19 protein-coding genes and 2 pseudogenes are annotated in these 21,906 nt (G+C 35.8%); 4 read left to right on the top strand and 17 right to left on the bottom strand.

Annotated features, from left to right (window positions below; translation table 11 throughout):
- Positions 1-232: 232 nt before the first annotated feature.
- The 9 genes from KTH84_RS09015 to KTH84_RS08975 all read right to left on the bottom strand — a co-directional run bounded on the left by KTH84_RS09015 (position 233) and on the right by KTH84_RS08975 (position 6,694).
- Entirely contained in the window at positions 233-1,129 is an 897-nt protein-coding gene (locus KTH84_RS09015; protein WP_034120187.1) for a hypothetical protein, read from the bottom strand.
- A gap of 121 nt (positions 1,130-1,250) precedes the next feature.
- Complete coding sequence (locus KTH84_RS09010; RefSeq protein WP_034120189.1) at positions 1,251-2,294, bottom strand: YqaJ viral recombinase family protein; 1,044 nt, start codon at positions 2,292-2,294, stop codon at positions 1,251-1,253.
- A gap of 143 nt (positions 2,295-2,437) precedes the next feature.
- Positions 2,438-3,484, bottom strand: coding sequence for a DUF932 domain-containing protein (locus KTH84_RS09005; RefSeq protein ID WP_151302705.1), 1,047 nt, complete (start codon positions 3,482-3,484; stop codon positions 2,438-2,440).
- A 55-nt stretch (positions 3,485-3,539) separates the two neighbouring features.
- A complete protein-coding gene (locus KTH84_RS09000) occupies positions 3,540-3,830 on the bottom strand; it encodes a hypothetical protein (protein ID WP_262472914.1) in 291 nt (96 codons plus the stop codon).
- A gap of 90 nt (positions 3,831-3,920) precedes the next feature.
- Positions 3,921-4,250, bottom strand: a complete 330-nt coding sequence (locus tag KTH84_RS08995; protein ID WP_151302927.1) for a hypothetical protein — start codon at positions 4,248-4,250, stop codon at positions 3,921-3,923.
- Between the two features lie 60 nt (positions 4,251-4,310).
- Entirely contained in the window at positions 4,311-5,009 is a 699-nt protein-coding gene (locus tag KTH84_RS08990) for a hypothetical protein (protein ID WP_151302707.1), read from the bottom strand.
- An 81-nt stretch (positions 5,010-5,090) separates the two neighbouring features.
- The gene (locus KTH84_RS08985; protein WP_192836417.1) at positions 5,091-6,113 is read right to left on the bottom strand and encodes a J domain-containing protein; all 1,023 of its coding nucleotides are present in this window, start codon (positions 6,111-6,113) and stop codon (positions 5,091-5,093) included.
- Positions 6,114-6,183: 70 nt separating this feature from the next.
- The gene (locus KTH84_RS08980) at positions 6,184-6,330 is read right to left on the bottom strand and encodes a hypothetical protein (RefSeq protein ID WP_000682545.1); all 147 of its coding nucleotides are present in this window, start codon (positions 6,328-6,330) and stop codon (positions 6,184-6,186) included.
- A gap of 100 nt (positions 6,331-6,430) precedes the next feature.
- On the bottom strand, positions 6,431-6,694 hold the full coding sequence (locus KTH84_RS08975; protein ID WP_151302708.1) for a hypothetical protein: 264 nt from the start codon (positions 6,692-6,694) through the stop codon (positions 6,431-6,433).
- A gap of 533 nt (positions 6,695-7,227) precedes the next feature.
- Between KTH84_RS08975 and KTH84_RS08965 the strand changes: the two genes are divergently transcribed.
- From KTH84_RS08965 to KTH84_RS08955, 3 genes are all read left to right on the top strand, one after another.
- Positions 7,228-7,437, top strand: a complete 210-nt coding sequence (locus tag KTH84_RS08965; protein WP_151302709.1) for a hypothetical protein — start codon at positions 7,228-7,230, stop codon at positions 7,435-7,437.
- Between the two features lie 717 nt (positions 7,438-8,154).
- On the top strand, positions 8,155-8,553 hold the full coding sequence (locus KTH84_RS08960; protein WP_064479363.1) for a lysozyme inhibitor LprI family protein: 399 nt from the start codon (positions 8,155-8,157) through the stop codon (positions 8,551-8,553).
- Between the two features lie 27 nt (positions 8,554-8,580).
- Complete coding sequence (locus KTH84_RS08955) at positions 8,581-9,051, top strand: hypothetical protein (RefSeq protein ID WP_192836327.1); 471 nt, start codon at positions 8,581-8,583, stop codon at positions 9,049-9,051.
- A gap of 44 nt (positions 9,052-9,095) precedes the next feature.
- On the opposite strand, the gene KTH84_RS08950 is transcribed toward KTH84_RS08955, so the two are convergent.
- The 4 genes and pseudogenes from KTH84_RS08950 to KTH84_RS08935 form a co-directional block, all read right to left on the bottom strand.
- Positions 9,096-10,424: an McrC family protein gene (locus tag KTH84_RS08950; protein WP_151302712.1), complete on the bottom strand. Its 1,329-nt coding sequence runs from the start codon at positions 10,422-10,424 to the stop codon at positions 9,096-9,098.
- Between the two features lie 2 nt (positions 10,425-10,426).
- Positions 10,427-12,469 (bottom strand): McrB family protein, encoded by a 2,043-nt coding sequence (locus KTH84_RS08945; protein WP_202724518.1) that lies wholly within the window; start codon positions 12,467-12,469, stop codon positions 10,427-10,429.
- A 108-nt stretch (positions 12,470-12,577) separates the two neighbouring features.
- Positions 12,578-13,494 (bottom strand): annotated as a pseudogene (locus KTH84_RS08940) (helix-turn-helix transcriptional regulator).
- 205 nt (positions 13,495-13,699) lie between these two features.
- A complete protein-coding gene (locus KTH84_RS08935; RefSeq protein ID WP_202732803.1) occupies positions 13,700-14,260 on the bottom strand; it encodes an Ltp family lipoprotein in 561 nt (186 codons plus the stop codon).
- A 221-nt stretch (positions 14,261-14,481) separates the two neighbouring features.
- Between KTH84_RS08935 and KTH84_RS08930 the strand changes: the two are divergent.
- Positions 14,482-14,812 (top strand): annotated as a pseudogene (locus KTH84_RS08930) (integrase); the annotation flags it as partial.
- A gap of 316 nt (positions 14,813-15,128) precedes the next feature.
- Here the strand turns inward: KTH84_RS08930 and KTH84_RS08925 are convergent.
- The 4 genes from KTH84_RS08925 to KTH84_RS08910 all read right to left on the bottom strand — a co-directional run.
- Positions 15,129-16,322: an HlyD family type I secretion periplasmic adaptor subunit gene (locus KTH84_RS08925; RefSeq protein WP_410374400.1), complete on the bottom strand. Its 1,194-nt coding sequence runs from the start codon at positions 16,320-16,322 to the stop codon at positions 15,129-15,131.
- A complete protein-coding gene (locus KTH84_RS08920) occupies positions 16,319-18,448 on the bottom strand; it encodes a type I secretion system permease/ATPase (protein WP_262472912.1) in 2,130 nt (709 codons plus the stop codon). Before KTH84_RS08920 ends, KTH84_RS08925 begins: the two co-directional genes overlap by 4 nt.
- The gene (locus KTH84_RS08915; protein ID WP_262472911.1) at positions 18,445-19,971 is read right to left on the bottom strand and encodes a TolC family outer membrane protein; all 1,527 of its coding nucleotides are present in this window, start codon (positions 19,969-19,971) and stop codon (positions 18,445-18,447) included. The genes KTH84_RS08920 and KTH84_RS08915 overlap by 4 nt, the downstream gene beginning before the upstream one ends.
- Before the next feature lie 138 nt (positions 19,972-20,109).
- Positions 20,110-21,906 (bottom strand): VWA domain-containing protein (locus KTH84_RS08910; RefSeq protein ID WP_262472910.1); only part of this gene is annotated, 1,797 nt, incomplete at its 5' end.

Genomic DNA, 21,906 nt, shown 5'->3' with positions numbered 1-21,906 from the left:
GTATAAAAATGAATAGGTTTAATTTTAAAGACTTTAGATGATTTAGGATAAGCTCTTTTTACATTAGGAGAATTGCTAAGATGATTTTTTAGAGGGGGAGTAAAATAAATGCTTTTTAAACCAAAAAATAAAAAAAACTGATTTAAGTCTATTTCCTTTACTTAAATCAGCCATACTAAATAAAATCATACCTTCTTTAGTATAAAATATGGAATCTATTGATACACTAAGCTTAATTCAAAGCCTGTACTGACTGCTGCAACCCTGTCTGAATATCCTGCACATGAGTCAAGTCATGATTCTGCTGACGTTGCTCTACATTTGATTCATCCGTATAAAATTCCTCCATCACATCCACACCCTCCTCCGAATTCACCTCAAACCGTGCATTGCCATAACCCTGCCGTGCCATCTGATCTAAGGCCTGTTGATTAAACCCTTTCGCTTTAGCCTGTTGATCAATTTCTTGAGCCGTTTGAATCGCTTCCTTTAGACTGACTCCTTCTCTTAAGGTTAAATCCACGTAATACACAGGCTGACGATAGCTTTGTGTCGTCGACTTACCTCTAAGTATCAATTGCAGTGGCAAACATGAAAGTAAACCATTGGATGCTGCATGGTAATAAGCCAAACGTGCAGCCAAAGTTCGAATACTATTGAAACCTGTGGTTCTAAAGATAAATGTACCAAGTTCATCCGATTCATCTAAATTGACGTGTAACCGTCCATAAGGCCTACAGTTACCGCCTTGTGCCAAAGGACATAAATCAGGAGATGGGCATGGATGTTGTTCCACACCTTGATTGGTCATGCGCTGGCAAGTTTCACCATTACCCATACACACTGGTCGCCCTGTTTGACGATCAAATAAACTGTACTCTGCACGTAGATTGAGTTCGGGATCATTAAAAATCATACGGACTGGAATGCTTCTGAGTTTTTGATTCGATGCCTTGGCTCGAAGCTGTTCATCCAGTGGATGTTTCACCCAACCCTCTTTGTTTTGGATTTGGCTGGTAATGGTGAACTGATCATCTTTTTCAGGGACACGTTTACCATTCTTCTCCACCATCTTACCGATGCTGATACGACCTAAGATCGGTGGTGTAATGGCTAAACCTTTAATCATATGGATTTCCTCTTTTTTGTAAATTGAATAGGTATAAAAAAGCCCATGCTGTAGGCATGGACTCTGATATAAGCTTGTGTGATTGAATTACTGCTTGATGCTTGTATCGATAAAATCTGACTTATCCACCATTGATATAAATCTGAAAACGCCGTGTGCCCTGTTTAGCTTGTGGAAATTGGTTCAGAAATTCAGGGTGTGATTTGAGCAAAGCTTTACTGTCTAAACTGACCGAGTCTTTAGCCTTTTTCCACGTCACTGAACCTGCTTTAAAGGTGGCGCGTTCTGATTCTTGCATCTTGGCTTGCAGCTGATGTTTGAGTAAGTCAAATTGCTCTTGGTGCTTTTCAACTTGATTGCGTACTCGGATCAGTTGCTCAAACTGCTGATTGGCTTGCTCATCTCTAGATAAGTCTGTGGTAGAGAATGGGATATGCTCTGGATATAAGAGTTGTAAAGCTTTAGCTGCCGACTCACTGGCATCCGCTTCAGGCGGTGTATCTTTCTCGACACAGTCCCAGAAGTAACGTTCCGCATTGAAGATATGCTGAATCACGGATTCAGAACGTGTCACTTTAAAGATTCGGGTTTCATGTCCACACAGCAACACACAAATATGCGCTGCGTTTTTGCCTGTCACGGCCAATTGATGTTGCACTTGGCAAAGTACATATAAAGGTACCCCATCTCGCCACAGCTTGGCGCCATATTCTCCTGCGGTTTTGCATTCTAGGATTTGTACTTCATCGCTACCCACAACGGAGTAATCCAAGTTTGCCAACATGAAATGCTTATCTGGATCGCGGTGTTGCAGCACTGCATTGACACGTCGGACTTTATGGTTAGTGTGCATGCTGTAGTATTCAGCCACTAAAGGTTCCAGTCGTTTGCCCCAATACAAGGGTGCATGGCCCTCACTTTCATCTTCTATATTTTGTTGAATCCGTCCTGTTTTAATCATCCATAGTTCCAACATCGACATATACGGATTGAGACCGCAGGCTGCGGCACAGTCACTGCTACCAATGCCCTTGCGTCTGACTTCCAGCCATTCGGCTTGAGTCATATTTTTAGTTTCTACGAAGCGTTTTACTGTAAATAGTTTCGGACGGTTGGCATGGATATTTGGTTTGATATTGTTTGGTTGAATTACAACTGAGTTCATAATCATTTCCTGTCATTGTTAAATTTTGGGCATAAAAAAAGCCACATCTGGGGATGTGGCAAAGAGGGGTCTGGATTGAGAAGGTTTTACAGGATCATATTGATCTCATATCCTCATGTTAAATCTGGAATCTGAATCTAAACTTAAACAACTAAACGGAGTGCTTGTTCAAGTCCACGTTGCTTGAGACCTGCGCCTGCACCGAACCATGCGGAATCAAGACGGTGATCCTGACTCATGGCGCGACGCTCATGATCACAAAATTCAGTTATTGAACAGAGCAAGCCATACGCGGTGTCTTTGGCTGAACTGAGCTCTGCCCCACGGCCATGCCCGTTAAACATAGTCATGACTTTCGACATGGCACGGCCATTCGGTTCAGTCTTATTATCAGCTTTAGTGGCTGAGTTAGCTTGTATGGCAACATTACGATAGAACTGAATAATGCCTTCATCCTGTTCCATAGCGCTGAGACTGGTATTGTTAAACACTGCATCGAAATAGGCTGCCGCTTCAGTCTGCGTGACTTTACGTTGACTGAGCTGTTTCATTTCGTACATGTGATCCTCCCATGCTCGCACTGAAATCCCCAGTTGCCGTTTAATCTTGTCTGCATCAAACTTAGTACTGTGTGGGACTTTCACCACACCTGTACTTGCGTTCTGACCTTTTAATGCAATGGCTAAGGTGTTATTACACACCACGCGGATCGAGGTGAACTGTGCGGTGGTTGCTAAGGTTCCATCACACGCCGTGGCTAAGAGAATATAGCCATTACTGACATCTTTGCCTTTTAAAGCAGAAGTCTGCCCTGTTCTAGCTAAAGCCCAGAATTTCTTACCACCTTTCAGTACCCCTGCGGTTTCCAGTTCAAGACCCGATTGTTCAGTAAGGTCGCGGTAAAATTCTAAAATTTCTTTGGGCTGGACTTCCTGATAACGCTGACTCACTACCGAGAGCGGTGCATGAGTATCTGAACGATAAAGCACTCGTTGTTCTTCATAAGGCATCAGGATATTTTGCCCTCGTTCATTCTTTGCCATATAACTGACATTGGATGATTCGATCCGCCAGTCCATACCCGCCTGCTGTGCCCAGATTTCTATCGGCTGATTTTGAGAGAGTTGATTGCCCAGACCATGCCACGGGGTTTGACCAACGAATGCCATAGTTTCTATTTGATGTGCCATTATTGATTTCCTTTAATTGATTTAATTAATTTGAATTTTGTGAAAAAGAGAGTTACTAAAAACCCGATTGCTTGCTTTCAAAGTGTTCCAGACACTGCTCACACTGATAATGCAACGTCACCATATTGTCTTGATGCTGCACATAGAGCAGAAACATGCCTCCAATGACCAAGCCCACAAAGCCACCCACCAAAGGATGAACAGGACTGCGTTTTGACAACTGTATACAAGCAGCTGCCAGAGACATGGGTGAGAACGAGGAAAGCTTGGCAAATACGCCTGAAGTGGGCTCAGTCTGGCGCAGTAATGTGATGTGTAATGAATGACAGTAAGGACACTGATGCATGGTCTTCCTCCTTAAATAAAAGGCATAAAAAAACCACAAGCAATTGCTTGTGGTTTGATTAGACTTATGTCGTTTTAGATGAATATCAAATTAGTGACTTACTTTTGGAGTGGCTAAACCTTTCTTGGTACAAGGTCGAATACTTTCGATATATTGCCCATCCCCTGTGTCTTTAAAGAAACCATGTTTCGATTTGATTTCTAAACATTGCCCTTTCTTAAAAGGTTTAACTTGGGGAACAACTTTGGCTGGTATGGCGTAGCTATTTAAAACGACTTCACCTTTAGTGGTTGGAAATACAACTGATTCTTCACCATAGTAGACATTGGCTTTTAAAGTAACCTGCTCAGTTTTAGCAAAGGCAATAGAACTGATTGAAAGGCTTAAGATTCCGCAAGTGATAAGTTTGATAAAATTCATAATATTTTCTCTGATGTAAATAAAAGTAATCATTCAATAAATGCTAAAAGGCTATTTAAGTTAGTGACCAAAACATGACTGGTATCCTTCATTCAGGACTTGATTGCTGTTCTTATCCCAGCTCACGACATACCAAGTACATTGATAACGGTCAGAGTCCCAAGCAGCACGGTAAGTCATGGTATTGCCTTGCTGGCTCCATCCTTCTACTCGTTTACTCACCTGATCTGGACTTGAACGGCCCCATACATTCATTAGATGCGACGCTAGCATTTGATCAATATTCGGGATGGTTGACTTTAAATCATTAGGAGCAGTTTTGATTGGTTTTAGCCCGTAACGAGAAGCATTGGAACTTAAAGTTTTTCCTTCATGGTACTCACCATCAACTTCTGAACTGAGCTTCCCAATACTCGCATCTTGTGCTTTTGCGTTATCAACGGCTGCTATTGCGCCTGCAACCACTTCGTCTTCCTCTTGTGAATCAGCAGATTCTGATTCTGGGTTTTCCACCATGCTTTCAATACCAGTAAAACCTGATTCAGCGGGTTCAGAAGCTGCTTGTGTTGCAGTAGCTTGTTTCTGTACTTTAGATTGTTCCAAAGCTAATTGTGCTAACTGAAGTTCAGTTTGTCGTTTTTGATGTTGATTAAATAAAATCCCACCGGCAATCAGTACAACCATCATGACTACAGTTAACAACCAATATAACGGTGGTATCTTTTTAGTTGAGTGGGTGTTGTTGTTTATCATATTCATATCATTACCTTGAAATAGAGGATATACGGCGCTTTAGGGCTGCCTTCATTGGGGTAATATGTAATTAAAAATTCTTTATTTTCAGTTATTTTCCAGATAGCTCTTTAATACTGCTCTCGCTTCATTCAGTTGCTGTGCCTGATTCTCAATCAACTGGCGAACAGAATCTGGGAGGTTCTGGTATTTATCCGGATGGAACTCAGCCATCTTTTTTCTATAAGCAGATTGGAGGATTTGCTCACTCAGTACTTTGGGCTGTAAATCAAGAAGTTTGCATGCTTGAAGCTGTTCACTGTTCAACGCTGGAGCATTAGCCCGCTTTTCATCAGCCAGACATTGATAAATAATTTTGACAAGGTCAGGAAATACGGCTTTAGAAACATTGGATACACGACACAAATGAGTCATGAAAAGATCTGCCTGATTCTGCTCAACTTTACCCAGTGCCATGGCATAAACCAGTTGTTCGATCATCTCCGTACGAAGTTTATAAGCCAGCACATCTTTCAGTTCTGCAAAGCGATGCAATAATTCTTCATAATCGAAGTTTGGTTGTTGATTCACTAGTTGTTCAACATACTGATGTACTGCTTGATTATTCAATTTGGAAAAATGACTGGATAGCGCTTCTTTCGACTGAGCATTCCATTGACCCACAGTAAATGTAATAAAATAAGCAAACAGATCAACAATCATCTTCAGTTCTGCATCAATCTGTGGTGGAGTCTGGTAGGTTTCTGTTTGTCCCTGACAAACTTCATTTAAGAATGAAGCCAATGTTCGTACTGTTCCCTTATCCAATTGGGTAAAAGTTAATGTTTCCATTCGATTCAGTACAATGCCATGATTAATGACTCCAATATCTGCCTCGACATGATGAATATTTTTAAAGAGATAAACTGCTTCATCTCCAAAGCTTTCTTTATAAAAGAGTCCAATCGCCGTTATACAAAGTCCAGCTTTAGCACTGCCAAATACCGTATCGTCAATCAGCATGAGGATTTCATCTGGATGAACACCTTGAGGGAAATAACTCATGGCCCCTTGCAGTTTTTTATAAGGAATAGCAGGTACAAAATAAATATTGTCACTCGCTCTTAACATCAACATCCAACGGCTTTTCTGAAGTGATTCTCTCGATATGATTGTCATGGCAAATTCCTAGATTTAGGCATTAAAACAACCAACGTAGAAAATCAGCAGGCCAAACAAGTGCTCGCCCCAAAGAATATGAACCAGAATAAATAGGGTACTGCCAAATCAAATATAGCCAATAACCAATCACAATGGTGAAATAAAGGCCAATCAATGGATGTTTCATTGTAAATTCCTCATTTTTTTAGGTAAGCCCATCCAACCCGCTGTTCTATGGCAGCAGGTGAGATCAAAAGACAAACTAAGATTTAATGTGAATAGGAGCTCTAAAGTTTATGTGCACATTGCTGACCAGACTTAAAGGACACTTCTTCGAAATCCTCTGGCATCCTGACTTGCATCATGCCAATCGCCTCCAGCTTCTCTTCGCCATAATGTTCTTCCATCTTGTCGTAGAAGCAGGAACAGAAACTGCGACTACCACCAGTATTCATGCATCCTTGCTTCATACCCTTTTCGAAATCGGAAGAACAACCAGTAATCATCAGAACACTGACACCCACCAAACCCATCAAAATTTTATTTTTCATCGTTATATCCAGTGACATCGTCATGGAGGTCAGGCTTTTTTAGGCAACACAAAGCCCTGCCACGGTATAGCTCACATGACATTTTTAAAGTTAAATTTTTAGACGAAAAGACCTAAAGCTTGAGAAACCAGAGGTTCATCAAACCCGATTAAAACTAGTCGGAAGGTGTAAAAAGAATATGCATAGCCAACTCCTTATATTTGGAGTTCTGCCAAAGCATCAATTTAGAATTATGGTGGCAGAACGAGAAAGGGTTGACAGACTGGTCTCAGAGGCCAGCACACTCGAAAGTGTCCCTCTCCCGTCCTACCGCTACGGGAGGGAACGAGAAGCTAGACATTAAAAGAAGATCTTTTAATATCTCTGAGAAATGGTCTGTCAAAACCAACTGGCAATGTAGGCCAGCACGCAAAGGATAATCTGCAAAATTTAAGGTGTCAATGATCTATCGACTAAGTCGTAAAGTGATTGTTATTGTTTTTCATTAGATTAGCCCATTAAACTAACCATTAAGTAAATTTAAGGATGATTCAGTGAAACGGTTAAAGTGTCTTGGTGGTCCCTTGTATGGACAGGAATATTCTCATGCACATAATGAGTTTATTTTTAAAGACAAACAGACAGGAAAACAGACGCGGTATCGTAAACAGACTTTAGACTTCACACCACCACAAGAGTTTTTTGTAGCAGAGTCAATTTCTAAAACTGTGGCCTATTATCTTGTATTACAATTAAAAAAATAGACTCTCAAATATCTTTATTTAAATTATTAATCTCAGCATAGCTGTTAGTAACTTTTCCATTCTTTTGTATATTCTACTCATAAAAACTAAATTAATTATTAACTAAAGAACGATGCTCATTGTCGCAACTCCTTAATTGCTTATTGTCCAAAATATAAATTTATAGCTAAAGTTAGAACCACGTTTACAAAGAGCACAGTAGCGATATGCCTCTACACGAACAAGCTTTATATAAAAATATCTGGATAAGAACTACCCCCAAAACTTAAGAGATTCAGAAAAATTAGCACTTGCTATATAAAGAATTTCTCAATTTCAAAATAAATTGATTTTTTGAAGATATAACTTCTCAATTATATATACTTTAATACAAAAATTGGTTACCTATAGCAATAACCCACAGAAAATATTAAAATTTCTTATCCAGGAGTGAACAATCAGCTTCACCATTAATAGGTACTTTATGGCTAGAGTAGTTTCTCAAAAAATGAAGATGTGTAAAGAATGTGGTTATAAAACTTTACATCAAAAAAACTCAAAACAGATGAGTTGGTTAATGCACTTATTCTTAACAATTTGTACATTCACTATTTTGATATGGATTTGGCTATTAATGTTACTTTGGCATACTTTTGCTAAATCTATGACAGCTCTAGCAAATAGATGGATCTGCTCAAAATGTGGACATTAAATTAACTTTATTAATTGGATATCGTCATGAAAATACTTATTGCCCTAATTTTAACTACTATTCCATTTGCAACCTATGCAATGTGCGAAAATGAACGCAACAATGGAACTACTATCTCAATTAATGAATGTTATAAAAAAGAAGTTCAAAAATCAGATAAAAAAATAATGCAGGTTTATACAAACTATAAAAATACTCTCAGCGCTAATGAACAAAAAAATTTATTAGAAGTCCAACGTTCTTGGATAAGTTATAAAATGAAACAATGTAATTTTGAAGTTGCTTCCTACGGAACTATCGCTGGACAATTACATGCTCAATGTATGATTAATATGAATAACAGAAGAATTAATGAACTCAAATATATGCAGGATTGTGGCTTAGAAAGTTCATCTAACTTCTGTATGAACTACAGACCTGCTTAAAAGTAAATTTATTAGGAAAAGTACTTCATGAATCGATTATTAACCTCAGCTATAACCTTAATTTTAATTTCTACTACTTCTATTGCCGCTACAGATAAACAGCCTCTTGAACAAATAAATTTCGTGAAAAAAGTATATATGATGGCTGTAAGTGATAAATATATGGGAGTAGATATTCTTAAGCAGAATAGTTCTTCTGAACTTAAACAATTGCTTTCTCGAAGAGATACGATTGCTCTTCGTCATAAAGGGGAAATGTGCGAGTGGGTCCGTAATGTGCTTATACCTGGCAATGATTATGATGTACGTGTAAACCAGATGAAATTCTCCATCCTTAACAACGGATTAGTTCGGGCTCAAGGAAAGAACTTTGGTGAAAGCTTTCAAGTAGATTTTAAAGTTCAGTGTGATGGGAAAAATTGTCAAATTGATGACATTTACATTCCTGATAGCTATAAAAAAGAAGTAATGGCGATTGTCAAAAATAATCAGTGTTAATAGATATTATTCAGAAGTAAAAGCTACGCTAAGTAGCTTTTACTTCATTTAGAATGCAACCCAGCAATCGTCAAATTATCTAAAATAAGCTCGCTACGTTCTAAGTCAAATGGAACTACCCAAATTTTTGGTTGCAGTCCAGTCTTCAATAAGTAATGAAGTTTAAACTCAAAAGGTTCCAGTGCTATCTGGAAATTTTTATGTTTTGGATAAATTAATACGATATCTGATGTGTGGCCCTGATACATATGATTGTAGGCAAACATCTGATACATATCACTTTGTTTTACTCCAAACTTTTCCTCAATATTATTGCTATTAATCAGCTTCCATTTAGTATCAAGTATCAAATATTTTTTAGACTTTGATTGTTCACAATAATATTGGATAGCTAAATCTGGTATTAAATTGAATATATCTTTTGAACAATATTGAGCTAAATATTTGCTAGATTTCTGAGTCTCAAGCTTTGCCCCTTTTACAAGTTGCTTTGATAATTGTATTTCTACATATTTTTCAAATAACTTTTCCATAGGAAATAGAATACTTCTTGCCTGATTAATACCTTTTACAGCGAATGGAATTTCATTGCCTAAAATCAATTCACACCAATACTTTATATTGGAATAATGTGACATTAGACGATCATTTTTCCATTTTTTAAAATCTTCCCTGTAATTCGTAGATTGAGGCACTTCTGAGAACAGTAAGTGAAACTCATGTGATGTTCGCCACAAATCAGCAGTCTTAGCTCTCTTACAGACCACATCAATACATGACCGAATCAACCGATTCTCTGCCCGATTTGACGTAAAAATATCATGTTTTATACTTAATTGATGTTGCCTTGTTAAAGGTTTTCGCATTTGTTGTGCTGTATCTAACTGTCCTCGTAAGAAGTTTTCTTCAGCCTCTACTCGCTGATAATCAAATCGCACCCCTGTACGATAAAGTTTCTGCAAAGCATCTAAAAATTGTGCGTAGAACCAGTCTGTTAGAGGTACTTTAAATTTTTCGATCGAGGCAAGACCTGTATCACGCTGTGGCAACTGTAAAACCTGTTTCAAGATTTTAATCAAGATAGCCCTAGCATCACCATTATCCTCTACTGAATCAGCATGTTTTGGTAAGATCTCAATTTCAGTGCCGCATGGGGTTTCAATAACTCCAACAAAATTCTGTACTTGTATTTCTGTTGCCGTTCTACCTAACTTCAGAATTCGCTGCCCATTTCTGAGCAACTCCTGATTCAGTTGAAATAAGTAATCAAATCCACTCTGTGAAATTTCCGCAAAATCCAACTTTCGATTCTGCAGAGGAGGATTCTGTGAAACTCTTAAATATGCGTATTCACGGATAGTGATATTCGACATAATCAATATCCACTTAACTCATTTCCAACGTCAGATGTCTCATCATAAATTGCAATATATTTCTTCACATCACCAAATGCTTCAGTATTAATTTCCCAAATACTGCGATTAATCAAACTTTGATCTTTAAATAATTTATTTTTTGAAATTGGGTCATACTTTTTGTGAAGCATTCCATTTCCATTTAAAACTGCATCGATCTTTTCCCAATCATCAAAGAAATATTCCTGTAATTGTGGGATGATTTTTTGCTGGAAAATTTTAGCTAATTTTTCGATTTTTGGTTCTACTATTAAAGGTATGAGATTAGCATGTCCGATACAGTGATCTCTATCTAATAGTATTTCGATACGTTGATTCATTACAGTTAATAATTTCACAATATTAAGACCATCGATCTCTAAGTCTTCTCCTTCATCATCTTTTAAGAGCTCAGGCCTTGGCGGCATTTCAATAAACTCGAAACGTCGGCGCAGCGCAACATCCAACCCAGTCAAGGAACGGTCTGAACTATTCATTGTTCCGATAATATAAAGATTGCTTGGAATACTAAATTCTTCTTTTGAGTAAGGTAAAACTGTACTCAACTCTTCATCATTGCCTTGACGTTTAGAATCCTCAATTAGAGTAATCAATTCCCCAAAAATACGAGATATATTCCCCCTATTAATTTCATCAATGATAAGAACAAAACGTTCATTACTTTCTTTACTTGCAATAGTTTTATAATCAACTTCGGTACGTAAAGATTTAGCGATTGCCCATTCATAACTTCGTTGATCAATTATTTCGTCAGACTGTTTTAATAAATAGTTAGTAATATAGCTTTTTGCCAATATTACCTCTGTATCTTTAGAGGTAGTCGCAATTAAGGTACCACTTGAATTACTTTTAACTTTAAATTCAGCTCCCTTTTTTGTATAAAAAATAATTTCCTCATTTTTTGCCTTTTCAGTTAATTCTGAAATAGCACTTTTTATACTTTCATCAGTCGCTTTTTTATTAATAGTCGCTTTTTCACACAGCTCTTTAAAAATACCTGACTTTATACTATAGCTAAGACCACCATTGCTTACTTCTGCACGAATCCCTTCAATAAAATCTTCATAGCTAAAGCTTTGATGGAAGGTAACAAACTTAATGTTGCCATTCTCCTTATATTTATCGAACCTATTTTTCAATTCTATACGATCTACTTTTTCCAACTCTTCTAATGTTTCATTATCTAGAATACTAAGTGCATGATTAATTGTATGATATGTTTTCCCTGTCCCTGCTGCACCAAATAAAATACGATTTAATGGCTGAACTATCTTTTGCATTTTTTTCTCATCATATCTATTGATCTCTGTTACTACCTCATCGGCTTCGACTTTATTTAGTATTGAAATTTTCTGCTTTGAAAGCTCGACTTTTTTTACATATATTTCCCATATAAATATATTTATCCAATACTTATCAATCTCAACTATACCTTTAAGATCACTTAGTATTTCACGAAATTTACTTACTAAGAAAATATTCTGGGCATACCAATTTTTATCTTTTACCTCTTGAGGAATATCAAGAATTTTCTCTTTATCAAGATATTTAAATAATTGATGAAATTTACTTTCATCTACAACAGTGGACAAATCTAGATTACAGGCTGCGACCGCTCTATTAAAAATTAAAGGAAAATTATTGCTACCCACTAAAGTTAATATACGCTTACTAACTCTTCTAAAATTAATATAATTTTCATAGGTTGGTTCTTTGATTACATTTTCTAAAATCTCAAGAAATTCCTTATTATTTATTAATTCGTTATAAGCTACATCACTAATATTAGACTGTCCTCTTGAAGCTATTCCATTTTTTTGAATTTTTAATAAAGATAATAAGAACTTCTCATCACTTTGAGGATTTAATTTATAGCCTTTAGTCATCTTTTCTCTCATTTCTTCAACTTCGGAAACTCGAGATTTGTAACTCTTATACCATCCTTCTAATTGATCAATATTTATCAATTCTTTATATAATTCCTTTAATAACTCAACGTTCACACTATTTCTCGTACTTTAAATTGATAGACTATAAATAATCATAAATGAGCGGTTAGACAGGATATGTCCCTCTAAGAACTCACCTGATTCAAATTTTCTAAAAGTAAGCTAGAAACTTATCTCTAGATATGACTTTAGATCGTTCTCTACACTCTGTTGGAGCTCTACAGGGGAAATTACCTTAACATGAGGTATCCAGAATCTAATTAAGGATTTAATCTGATCTTGATGCGCAATACGACTTGAAATAATCAAACTTCCATCATCGTTTTTTTTCATAATTTGTTGCTCAGGAAAAAGTTTTCTTTGTTCGAAATGCTCTGCCGCCAGATGGTGAACGGACAATACTATTTCTTTTTTTCCTTACCAAACCAAATACTCTCTTCATTTTTTAATTGTTTTAGTATTTCTATATCCGGTTCAAACTGACCTAAATAATGTTGTATTTGGCAATCTTTACCAATTCTACTCAAACGATATGCTCGTAGTTGCAACTGATCATTTCTTACTGCTGCTAAGTACCAACTACCGTGATGATGTATAAGCTTATACGGCTGTACCGTACGTAACTTACTGTTGTATTGATAAGTTATCTGTTTTCTATCTTGTATTGCTTCGCGGATTAATTTAAATAGATCTGAAAAATGAGTTGTATTTTCAAAAAAATAACCTTTTGCCGCATAGACTTCAGATGAACGACTATCGAGTAACTCTCTGAGAAATGATAGATCCAAATTAGGATATAAACCTGTAACTCCAGAAAGCTGAGCAAAATTTTGGATATCCTGAGGGCTGATTTTACCAACATAGTTTGTTCCTAAATGAAACTTCTTTGTTTTTTCATCTATAACTAAAGGTAAACCTGCGATTGATAGCCTTTCTATATCTCGTTGTATAGTTTTTTTAGTTACTCCAAAATCTAAAGTCAATTCATTAGGATCTAAATACTCGCCTCTATTTAAACGGGTTATAATATTTGCAAGTCGTTCTGCTAAACGTTCATGAGCTTTTAAACTTTTCACCATGACTTTTAACCCAATAATCTCTACGTTCAATAAATAAGTTGTATTATAGAAGAAAAAATATTAACACCCGTAACACTTTATAAATTATATATTTTTTATAAAATATTAGCTTATTAATTTCCCCCCAAATATAATGAAAAATAAATTTAAATTTACATAAACCCAGAGGCTGCATATAGCAGTCTCTTGAGAAATTGAAAATGTGTTAAGAACAAGCTCCTGCCTGTTGAGCCCCATATGTTGCTTGTTCAACAGTATATTTACTACCGTGTTTTGATGAAAGCTGATCAATAAGCCCCTTACAAGAGAAACCTTGAAAATCAAGATAGTCTTTTGCTGATCCTACAGCTTGTTGATTCCAATCTATATTTAAACTATCTACAGCTATTGTTGCATCATTAACATTATAATTGTCACCATGTCTTGAAGATAGCTGATCAATCAAACCTTTACGTGAAAAAAAAGTGTAATCTAAATATGCTTTTGCCGAACGTATAGCATTAAGTTGTGGTGCCGTAAATATTGAAGTCTCCTGAGCAAGCACTTCAGAAGCATTTGCAGTTATAGTTTCTTTCTCTACTTCTTCTTTTGCAATAGCTTCATTGGCAGCTTCAATAGCCATTTGACGTACTTCTTCGTCTGTTGCAGCAGTTTTAATATTTGAAGTTGTAGTAACGGTAGTATTTTGATTAACACCTCTTACAAAAATTGCAACAAGAATAAGAACAATGACTGCAAGCCCAACCCACATAAAAAACGTCTTCACTTCCTCTTTCCTTTTGTTTAAAACATCATCATAAAAGTAATATTTTGGTATTTTAAATGTAACAAGTATATATTTAATACAATAAAACTAATAAATTCAAGATTAAAGAAAAAACTATTAATTTTATTTATTCAAAATGAATTCCTACTATTTTGCCAATTATGTAATCCCGAAAAGCAATTAGATTAATTAAAAAACTTTACCAAGAAATTTATCTTTAACCAGATGACTTCATTTTCTATATTCCGTGTGATGGTATGATATCTGATATCTCTTTAACCATTGTAATTAAAGGGATGTATGACAAAAAATTAAAATAAAAATGGAATTGTTTATATTGATCTTAAACAAAATCGAGTAATCACAACACATGTTTTCCGTTCAACTTTCCGTGACTGGTCAGCCGATAAAATGGATTATCTTCGTGAAGTATGTGAACAGGTATTAGCACACAAGCTACCAGATGAAGTGGAAGCGGCTTATTTGCGTGGAGCTTATCCTGAAAAACGTAAGAGATTAATGGAGGACTGGGCTAATTTCTGTAATACATAGCAGATTAATTACTATAATTCAGACTTCTGCCTAATAAGGCAGGAGTCTACTTGGATTTATTGCAATGACCGTTTAAAAGATCATTTACAAAGGTAGAACTAATACGCCATATAATTATCAATCAATCCTTAGAAATAAATTTTATAAAAACTATCAAATTGCAATAAAACATACACATTAAATTTAATAAAGAGCCCACTTTAACATGGGCTGTTATAACCTCTGTTCTTTGCGCTGACCAAGAAGGTTAATATTAATAAAAAAATCCAACTACAGCATCAAACTAGCCCTCCCTCCAAAGAAAGTTAAAAATCTATTATCTTTCCCTTAAAGCTTCTTTTGCTTTATTAAAAGGTTTAATTAAATAATCTAATATAGTTTTTTCCCCTGTTTTAATATCTACAGTAGCTACCATACCTGGTGTAATATTATAATATTTTCCATTTTTATTAGTTAATTTATCAGAATCTGTACGGATATAAACTCTATAGTAAAATTGATCTTGTTTAACTTCATCACGTAATGTATCTGGAGAAATAACTGTAACTTTTCCCTTTAAACCACCATAAATAGAATAGTCATAGGCAGTAATTTTAACCAAAGCTTCTTGACCCGGTCTAATAAAGGCAATGTCTCTTGGGGATATACGTGCTTCAACTAGAAGCTTTTCATCCAAGGGGACTATTGTCATTAATTTCCCATTTTGAGAAATAACACCTCCAATAGTCATAACATCAATTTCTTTAACGATTCCACGAACTGGCGACTTAAAAATAGCTCGTTTAAGTGTGTCAGATTTACCTTTTACGACTTGGGATTGGGTTTCAATATCAGTATTTGCTTTTGCTAACTCCTCACGAGATTTAACCAAATATTGATTTCGAACATCATTCATTTGATTTACCAAATCTGTTGCTTGTCGTTTCAAACGTAATACCTCAACATCACTAGCGGCACCTTTAGCAACAAGTGGCTCCGTCATTGCCAACTCTTGTTGTACTAAAACTAAAGCTTTTTTTAAACCTTCTAAGGACACTTCCAAATTTGAACGTCGAGACCGGTAAAGAGCTGTTTCTTCATTCACAAGAGCTTGTTCTTCTAATACCTCTTTTGGAAATATTAAAGCTGTTCCATTTACTTCAGCGCTTAAACGAGCAGCCGTTGCCTTAGCAGAAAGCAGCAATGATTTTGTCTCACCCACATTTGATGCAAATCGAGTTGGATCAAGTTGTGCAAGGATTTGCCCCTTTTCAACAATTTCACCTTCTTTTACATTGAGTCTAGTTAAAATCCCACCTTCTAAGGATTGAATAGTTTGTTCTTTTGATGAAGGGATAATTTTTCCAGTTCCTGTTGAAACTTCTTCTAATTTAAATACCCAAGCCCAAATTAGTAAGACAAGAAGCCCCAAACAGATAATCCATAAAAATATGCTAACTTTTGGTAAAGGTTGCCCAAATTTTTTATTTTTGTTTAAACTGGTCCAATTCAACTGATCATAATTCATCATTCAGCTCCTATTTGTTGCTTAGGCTGTGATATTTTCAAAACCTGCTCCTTAGGACCATCCATTACAATTTTTCCATTGTTAACAACAATTACACGATCAACTAACTCTAATATTGCTCGTCGATGAGTTGCAACAATTAAGGTTTTATTACCTAACCGGCTCTGAAGTTGTTCAATAAATTTTTTTTCAGAAACATCATCAAAAGCTGCTGTGGGTTCATCTAGTAATAAAACATTAGGTTTTCTGATTAATAAACGAGCCACTAATAAGGCTTGTTTTTGTCCTCCAGAAAGACCTGCTCCACCTTCTAAAATTTGATAATCCAAACCTTCTTTTTTTTCTTGTAAAAACTCTAAAGCGCCTGAGAGATCCAATGCTTTTAAAACATCTGAATCAGTAGCTAATGGTGCTCCTAATTTTAAATTCTCTCGAATTGATCCAAAAAAAAGATGTGCATTTTGGTTTAAGAGCCCTATATCTCGACGAATATCCAATGGGTCAATTAATCCTAAAGCAATATCATCCAATTTAATTTGACCTTTTATAGGTTCTTGCATACCCGCCAATAATTGCAGCAGACTAGATTTACCGGCCCCATTACGTCCTAAAATCGCGATTCTCTCTCCAGCTTTAATATTAAGCTTCGGAATTAGCAATATGGGTTTACCTTCAGTTTCGTTATATCTAAATTCAACCTGATTTAACTCATAATTTCCGGACAATACAGGTCTATGAATGAGATGTGCATGAGGAGGTTGATCAACTGGTTTTTTCATAAGTTCATCTAAACCTGTTTTAGCAACTTTAGCTTGCTGTAACCGCCCTAATACTCCTGAAATTTGTGCAATAGGCCCCAACATTCTTGATGAAAGAATTGAACAAGCCACTAAAGCACCAGTTGTCATTTCTCCTTTCATAACTGCAAAACAACCAACTAGGACCACAATAGCAAAAGCCAAACCTTGTATTTTTTGAGTCCACGCCATCATTACACCAACTAATTTACGTTGACGCATTGAAATATCAGCTGATACTTCATTCATATGATTCCATTGATTTTGGAAACGCGATTCAGCCCTTAACAATTTGATATCTTCAATTCCCTGAACAGATTCAACCAACATCGCATTACGAATCGCACTTTCTCGCATTCCTTCAGAAGCTAATTTCGCCAATGGTTTTTGAATTAAAATACCTGGAATAATCATAAGTGGCACTACGACTATCATTACCCAAAACAAGTTCCCGCCAATCAACCAAAAAATGATAAGAAATAAGAAGAAAAATGGTAAATCAGCAATCGCGGATATTGTTGTTGATGTTACTAAATCTCTAACACCTTCCAGTTCTCTAATTTGGGAAATGAAAGTCCCTGTTGATTTAGAGCGCTCTTTATTTTTAATTCTTAAAGCATGACCAAATACTAAATCTGAAATACTTAAATCAGCACGCTTACCTAAAATATCAGATAAGAAAACACGAGCTACACGCAAACAAAATTCAAATATAGCTGCTATCAATACTCCTCCTGCTAACACCCATAGGGTTGGTACAGACTGAGCGGGAATAACTCGGTCATAAACATTCATAGAAAAAACTATGGTTGCTAATGCCAATATATTTGCAACTAATGAAGCAAACATAATATCTATATATCGCTTCCAGTCACGTAAAATGATTTCCCAGAACCAACTAGCTTCATATGGTTTTACATATTCATCGATACGAGCATCTGGCACAGATTTTTCGGGACGTAAAATATAAATATTAATTACATGCGATTTAAGAATATCGAATGTAAATATTTGTGCTAAACCTTGATCTCCACTTAATTGAACACTTAAATTTTGATTAGCATCAATTTTATCTATTACACCTACTTGATCATCTTTCATCTCAATAATAACAGGCAAATGCCAAGGACTAATTTCGTCTAAGTTTAACTGGGCTTTACGATAATTCATTCCAATTTGGCGTGTAGCCAATGTTAAAACATCCTCTATTGTTTGCTCTTTACTCCAATCAAATTCAAGTCTCAGCTTCTCTTCAGATGGATCAATAAGATAATGCTTAGCAACAACTAAAATGGCTTGAAGCCATGGCTGATAATTAATTACATTGCTCATGGCTGAATTTGGAATCCTTGAATAGAAGTATTATTTAAATGATATAAATCTCGAGAACGGCCAGTTATTTTGATAAATTGTACTAAGTTCGAATAAATATCATACCTAGCAGTCTCTATTTCTTGAGCAGCGCTATGAATGGCTTGTTCAGCATTTAAAAGATCAACAACCGATCGTGTACCTAACTTATATTGTTCTTTATATAGCTCTTTTGTACGAATCGTAGACTTTTGGCGTTCTCTAAGAACTTGGATTTGTTTCTGTTTATTTTCTATTTCTTGACGAATAAGCTGTACTTGATCTGATACATCTAAATATACGGAGTCTAACTCTGCCTTTGCTGCTTCTTCCGCATAACTTGCTGCACGTTCCTTAGAACGGATTGCCCCACCTTGAAAAAAATCACTTGTTGTTTCGAGCATTATTGAATTGTAAAAACCATCATCTTTATTATTATTCGGATTTTTACCATTTAATGCCTGACTTAAATTTCCTTTAATACTTACAGTTGGATAATTACTTAATTTCGTTTGTTCCTTTTGATATTTAGCAACTTGTATTGCAGCTTGAGCAGCCATCATTTGTGGAATTAATGTAAATTGGGTTTCTTCATAAAGGCCTGCATTTTTAACTATATATTCGGGAATATTTATTTCTAGATTTGAAACATTATATCCCAGTAAATTACGTAATTTTTGTTGATACTGTTTAAGTTGAGTTTCTTGAACAATTTTATTTGATTGAGCAGCTTCTAAGTTCGACTGTGCTTGTACTGGATCAGCTTGACTACTAATACCTGCATCTGCACGTAAATTTGAAATTTCAGCAATATGCGCTATGCCATTAATCTGTTGATCGGCTATACGTAAAATTTCTTGATAGCGTTTAATATTAACAATAGCATTTGCTGTTTGATAAGCAATATCATCAATATTTGCCAAAGTATTTGCTTGCTCTTGAAATAATTTAGCTTTTTCAATATCAACAGAGCTTTTAACTTTTCCAAAGTCATATAACATTTGAGATGCTGTAATTGTAAAAAGTTGTCTTCCACGTTCTCCTGAGGTTAAATCAGCTGTAGTCATTCCACCTGATATTTGAGGATAGTATGCAGCTTTAGCCACATCAATACTCGCGCTTTGTCCAGCAATAGTTGCAATACTCTGAGTAATTTCTGGACGACGTTGTAAAGCTTGATGTATGGCCTCAGTAAAATCTAGAGGTCGCTGTTCCCATCTTAAATTTTTATTTGGAGTTTGTATCTTTGAATTCTTCTCTTGTATTTTTGAAGAAGTCACTAAAGGTAGAGTCTCATAATTTAAGCGCTCGTCTAAGCTAAAATTACTCAACTTTTGAATACTTACTTTTTGAAAATCATCTTCTGTTTCTTTTCCTAAATATTGGCTCAAGTGATTTTTTGCAGTATTTAAATAACTCTTAAATGTATCTGCTTGAACTTGCGATATAAATAAAAAGAAAGGAGAAAATAAAATCCATCCTAATCTTGATGTAATGAGAGGCATTTTAAAATATCTGAATTAAATCGATCAGTTATTAATCATCAAATTAAAAGCTATTTAAATGAATCAACATTTCTTTTAACCGACCTGAAGTAGATAAAAAACGGTTATAGATCTATGATCTATAACCGTTTAATGTAATCAACCAATAATAATCTGATTATTATTGAGTAAATCCTGCAAACTTAAACCAGCTTGATTTTCAATAATTAATAAATCAGACGCAGTATAAGTCCCAGAACCACCATCACGATCCACCTGAATTACAGCATTACCATTACCATCATCAACAACAGTAATATAATCACCTAAATTACTCTGATCTGCTAATAAGCCTTCGAAGAAATCTTCTCCAAATTCAATTTTGTCATTAGTTTCGTAATCTATCCAAGTATCAGTACCATTACCTCCAGTAGCATCTGTTGCATTTAACACATCATAGACAATGGTATCATCACCTCGACCAGTCGAAATAATGTCATTTCCTGAACCACCATAAATAATGTCATTACCTGCACCAGCAATGATAATGTCATTTCCAGCTCCACCGTAAATCGTGTCATTCCCTCCTTTAGTCGCAGGATCAGCAGCATCAGCGGCAACAAAATCGCGGAAATTCTCTTTTATATAGTCATAGATATCTTGCTGGCTTGGTTCAGCACCATTAGTAACTTCAGCTTTTAAATATGCGATTAATTTTGAATAACCTGAATATTTAGGATACTGAAGAGGATCATATCCTGTCCATGTTAAATGATCCGTATTTATAGCATCACCGAACAGAACATCATCTCCAGCACCTCCTTTAACTGTATCGCCTCCAACATCAGCAGGTATAAAGTTTTCGGAGCCACCTATTAAGTAAGCTATCAGCTTATCAGCATCAGCAATAGCTTTAGCTTCACCATGATTAGTACCACTCCAATCACCAGGAAGTTTATTTCCATTGACATCAGTATTGTCATAACGAGAGACTGTAGTATCACTAATTGAACTACTCACACCTACTGCAAAAACTTTACTCTGCTCAGCTAATGGGGCAAATGCATTGTCCAAAGTTGATTGAGAACTGTTTGGTTCTCCATCTGTAAGATAATAAGTCTGATTTTCAAAATCAGCAGTAGAGATATCGTCAAACCAATCTACAGCCTTATTAAATCCTCCTTCTGGATAGGTACCACCACCTGCTTGCAGACTATCAAGATAAGTGAATATTTCATTTATATTATCACTACTTACATTTAAGAAAACTTGGTTATAACCATTTCCAACGCTACCATTTGCTGAGAATGAAGCTATTTGTAAATTAATCACGCCATCATGATCAGTCATTTGCTGAATAAAGGCTTTAAGGCCCTTAATAGCAATAGCAAGTCGCGACTCGCCAGCAGGTGGATTACCCGTACCATTCATTGCATATAACATACTGCCTGATAAATCTAAAACGATAGAAATATTATAGTCTTGACCAGCAACGAAATTAGTTTTTAATCCGCCAATATCACCCGCTAATAAATCATCTCCAGATGTACCTGTTACAGAATCTCCACCATTGGTTACTCCAGTAGATGAATCACCTTTAACAACTGGCTCAACTATTTCAGAATCTTGAGCATTAAGCACATGACCATTACGATCATTAGTTTCCGCAACTACAGAAATTTGTGATCCGTCTGATGCAGGTATAATTCCATCTGTAGGCGTCAAATCATATTGATAATGACCATCTGCGTCTGTTTGGACAGGTCGTTGAATATGGACAGCTTCACCATTTTCATTATAGCCAGCAATAGTTAATACTACTTCTGTATTTGGTGCTACATCCGTTGTTGTTCCTGAAATATATCCATTAGGGTCGATATCAACTGTGATCGCACCTGGTACAAGGTCAAGACCTGGATCTGCTGGTGTATTCGGATCGTTGTCATTGTCACCTTG

The organism is Acinetobacter sp. WU_MDCI_Abxb74, assembly GCF_025513915.1.
Taxonomy (GTDB): Bacteria; Pseudomonadota; Gammaproteobacteria; order Pseudomonadales; family Moraxellaceae; genus Acinetobacter; species Acinetobacter calcoaceticus_C.
Note: the sequence above shows the minus strand (reverse complement) of the source record. Positions and strands in the feature narration are given on the sequence as shown.

What these genes read in the sequence shown, in the direction of transcription:
- KTH84_RS09000 (WP_262472914.1), bottom strand. Translation starts at nt 3,830, where the DNA reads ATGCATCAGTGTCCTTACTGTCATTCATTACACATCACATTACTGCGC.
- KTH84_RS08955 (WP_192836327.1), top strand. Translation starts at nt 8,581, where the DNA reads ATGAATCGATTATTAACCTCAGCTATAACCTTAATTTTAATTTCTACT.
- KTH84_RS08920 (WP_262472912.1), bottom strand. Translation starts at nt 18,448, where the DNA reads ATGAGCAATGTAATTAATTATCAGCCATGGCTTCAAGCCATTTTAGTT.
- KTH84_RS08985 (WP_192836417.1), bottom strand. Translation starts at nt 6,113, where the DNA reads ATGTTAAGAGCGAGTGACAATATTTATTTTGTACCTGCTATTCCTTAT.
- KTH84_RS08925 (WP_410374400.1), bottom strand. Translation starts at nt 16,322, where the DNA reads ATGATGAATTATGATCAGTTGAATTGGACCAGTTTAAACAAAAATAAA.
- KTH84_RS08995 (WP_151302927.1), bottom strand. Translation starts at nt 4,250, where the DNA reads ATGAATTTTATCAAACTTATCACTTGCGGAATCTTAAGCCTTTCAATC.
- KTH84_RS08980 (WP_000682545.1), bottom strand. Translation starts at nt 6,330, where the DNA reads ATGAAACATCCATTGATTGGCCTTTATTTCACCATTGTGATTGGTTAT.
- KTH84_RS09005 (WP_151302705.1), bottom strand. Translation starts at nt 3,484, where the DNA reads ATGGCACATCAAATAGAAACTATGGCATTCGTTGGTCAAACCCCGTGG.
- KTH84_RS08915 (WP_262472911.1), bottom strand. Translation starts at nt 19,971, where the DNA reads ATGCCTCTCATTACATCAAGATTAGGATGGATTTTATTTTCTCCTTTC.
- KTH84_RS08960 (WP_064479363.1), top strand. Translation starts at nt 8,155, where the DNA reads ATGAAAATACTTATTGCCCTAATTTTAACTACTATTCCATTTGCAACC.
- KTH84_RS08990 (WP_151302707.1), bottom strand. Translation starts at nt 5,009, where the DNA reads ATGAATATGATAAACAACAACACCCACTCAACTAAAAAGATACCACCG.
- KTH84_RS08950 (WP_151302712.1), bottom strand. Translation starts at nt 10,424, where the DNA reads ATGTCGAATATCACTATCCGTGAATACGCATATTTAAGAGTTTCACAG.
- KTH84_RS08975 (WP_151302708.1), bottom strand. Translation starts at nt 6,694, where the DNA reads ATGAAAAATAAAATTTTGATGGGTTTGGTGGGTGTCAGTGTTCTGATG.
- KTH84_RS09015 (WP_034120187.1), bottom strand. Translation starts at nt 1,129, where the DNA reads ATGATTAAAGGTTTAGCCATTACACCACCGATCTTAGGTCGTATCAGC.
- KTH84_RS09010 (WP_034120189.1), bottom strand. Translation starts at nt 2,294, where the DNA reads ATGAACTCAGTTGTAATTCAACCAAACAATATCAAACCAAATATCCAT.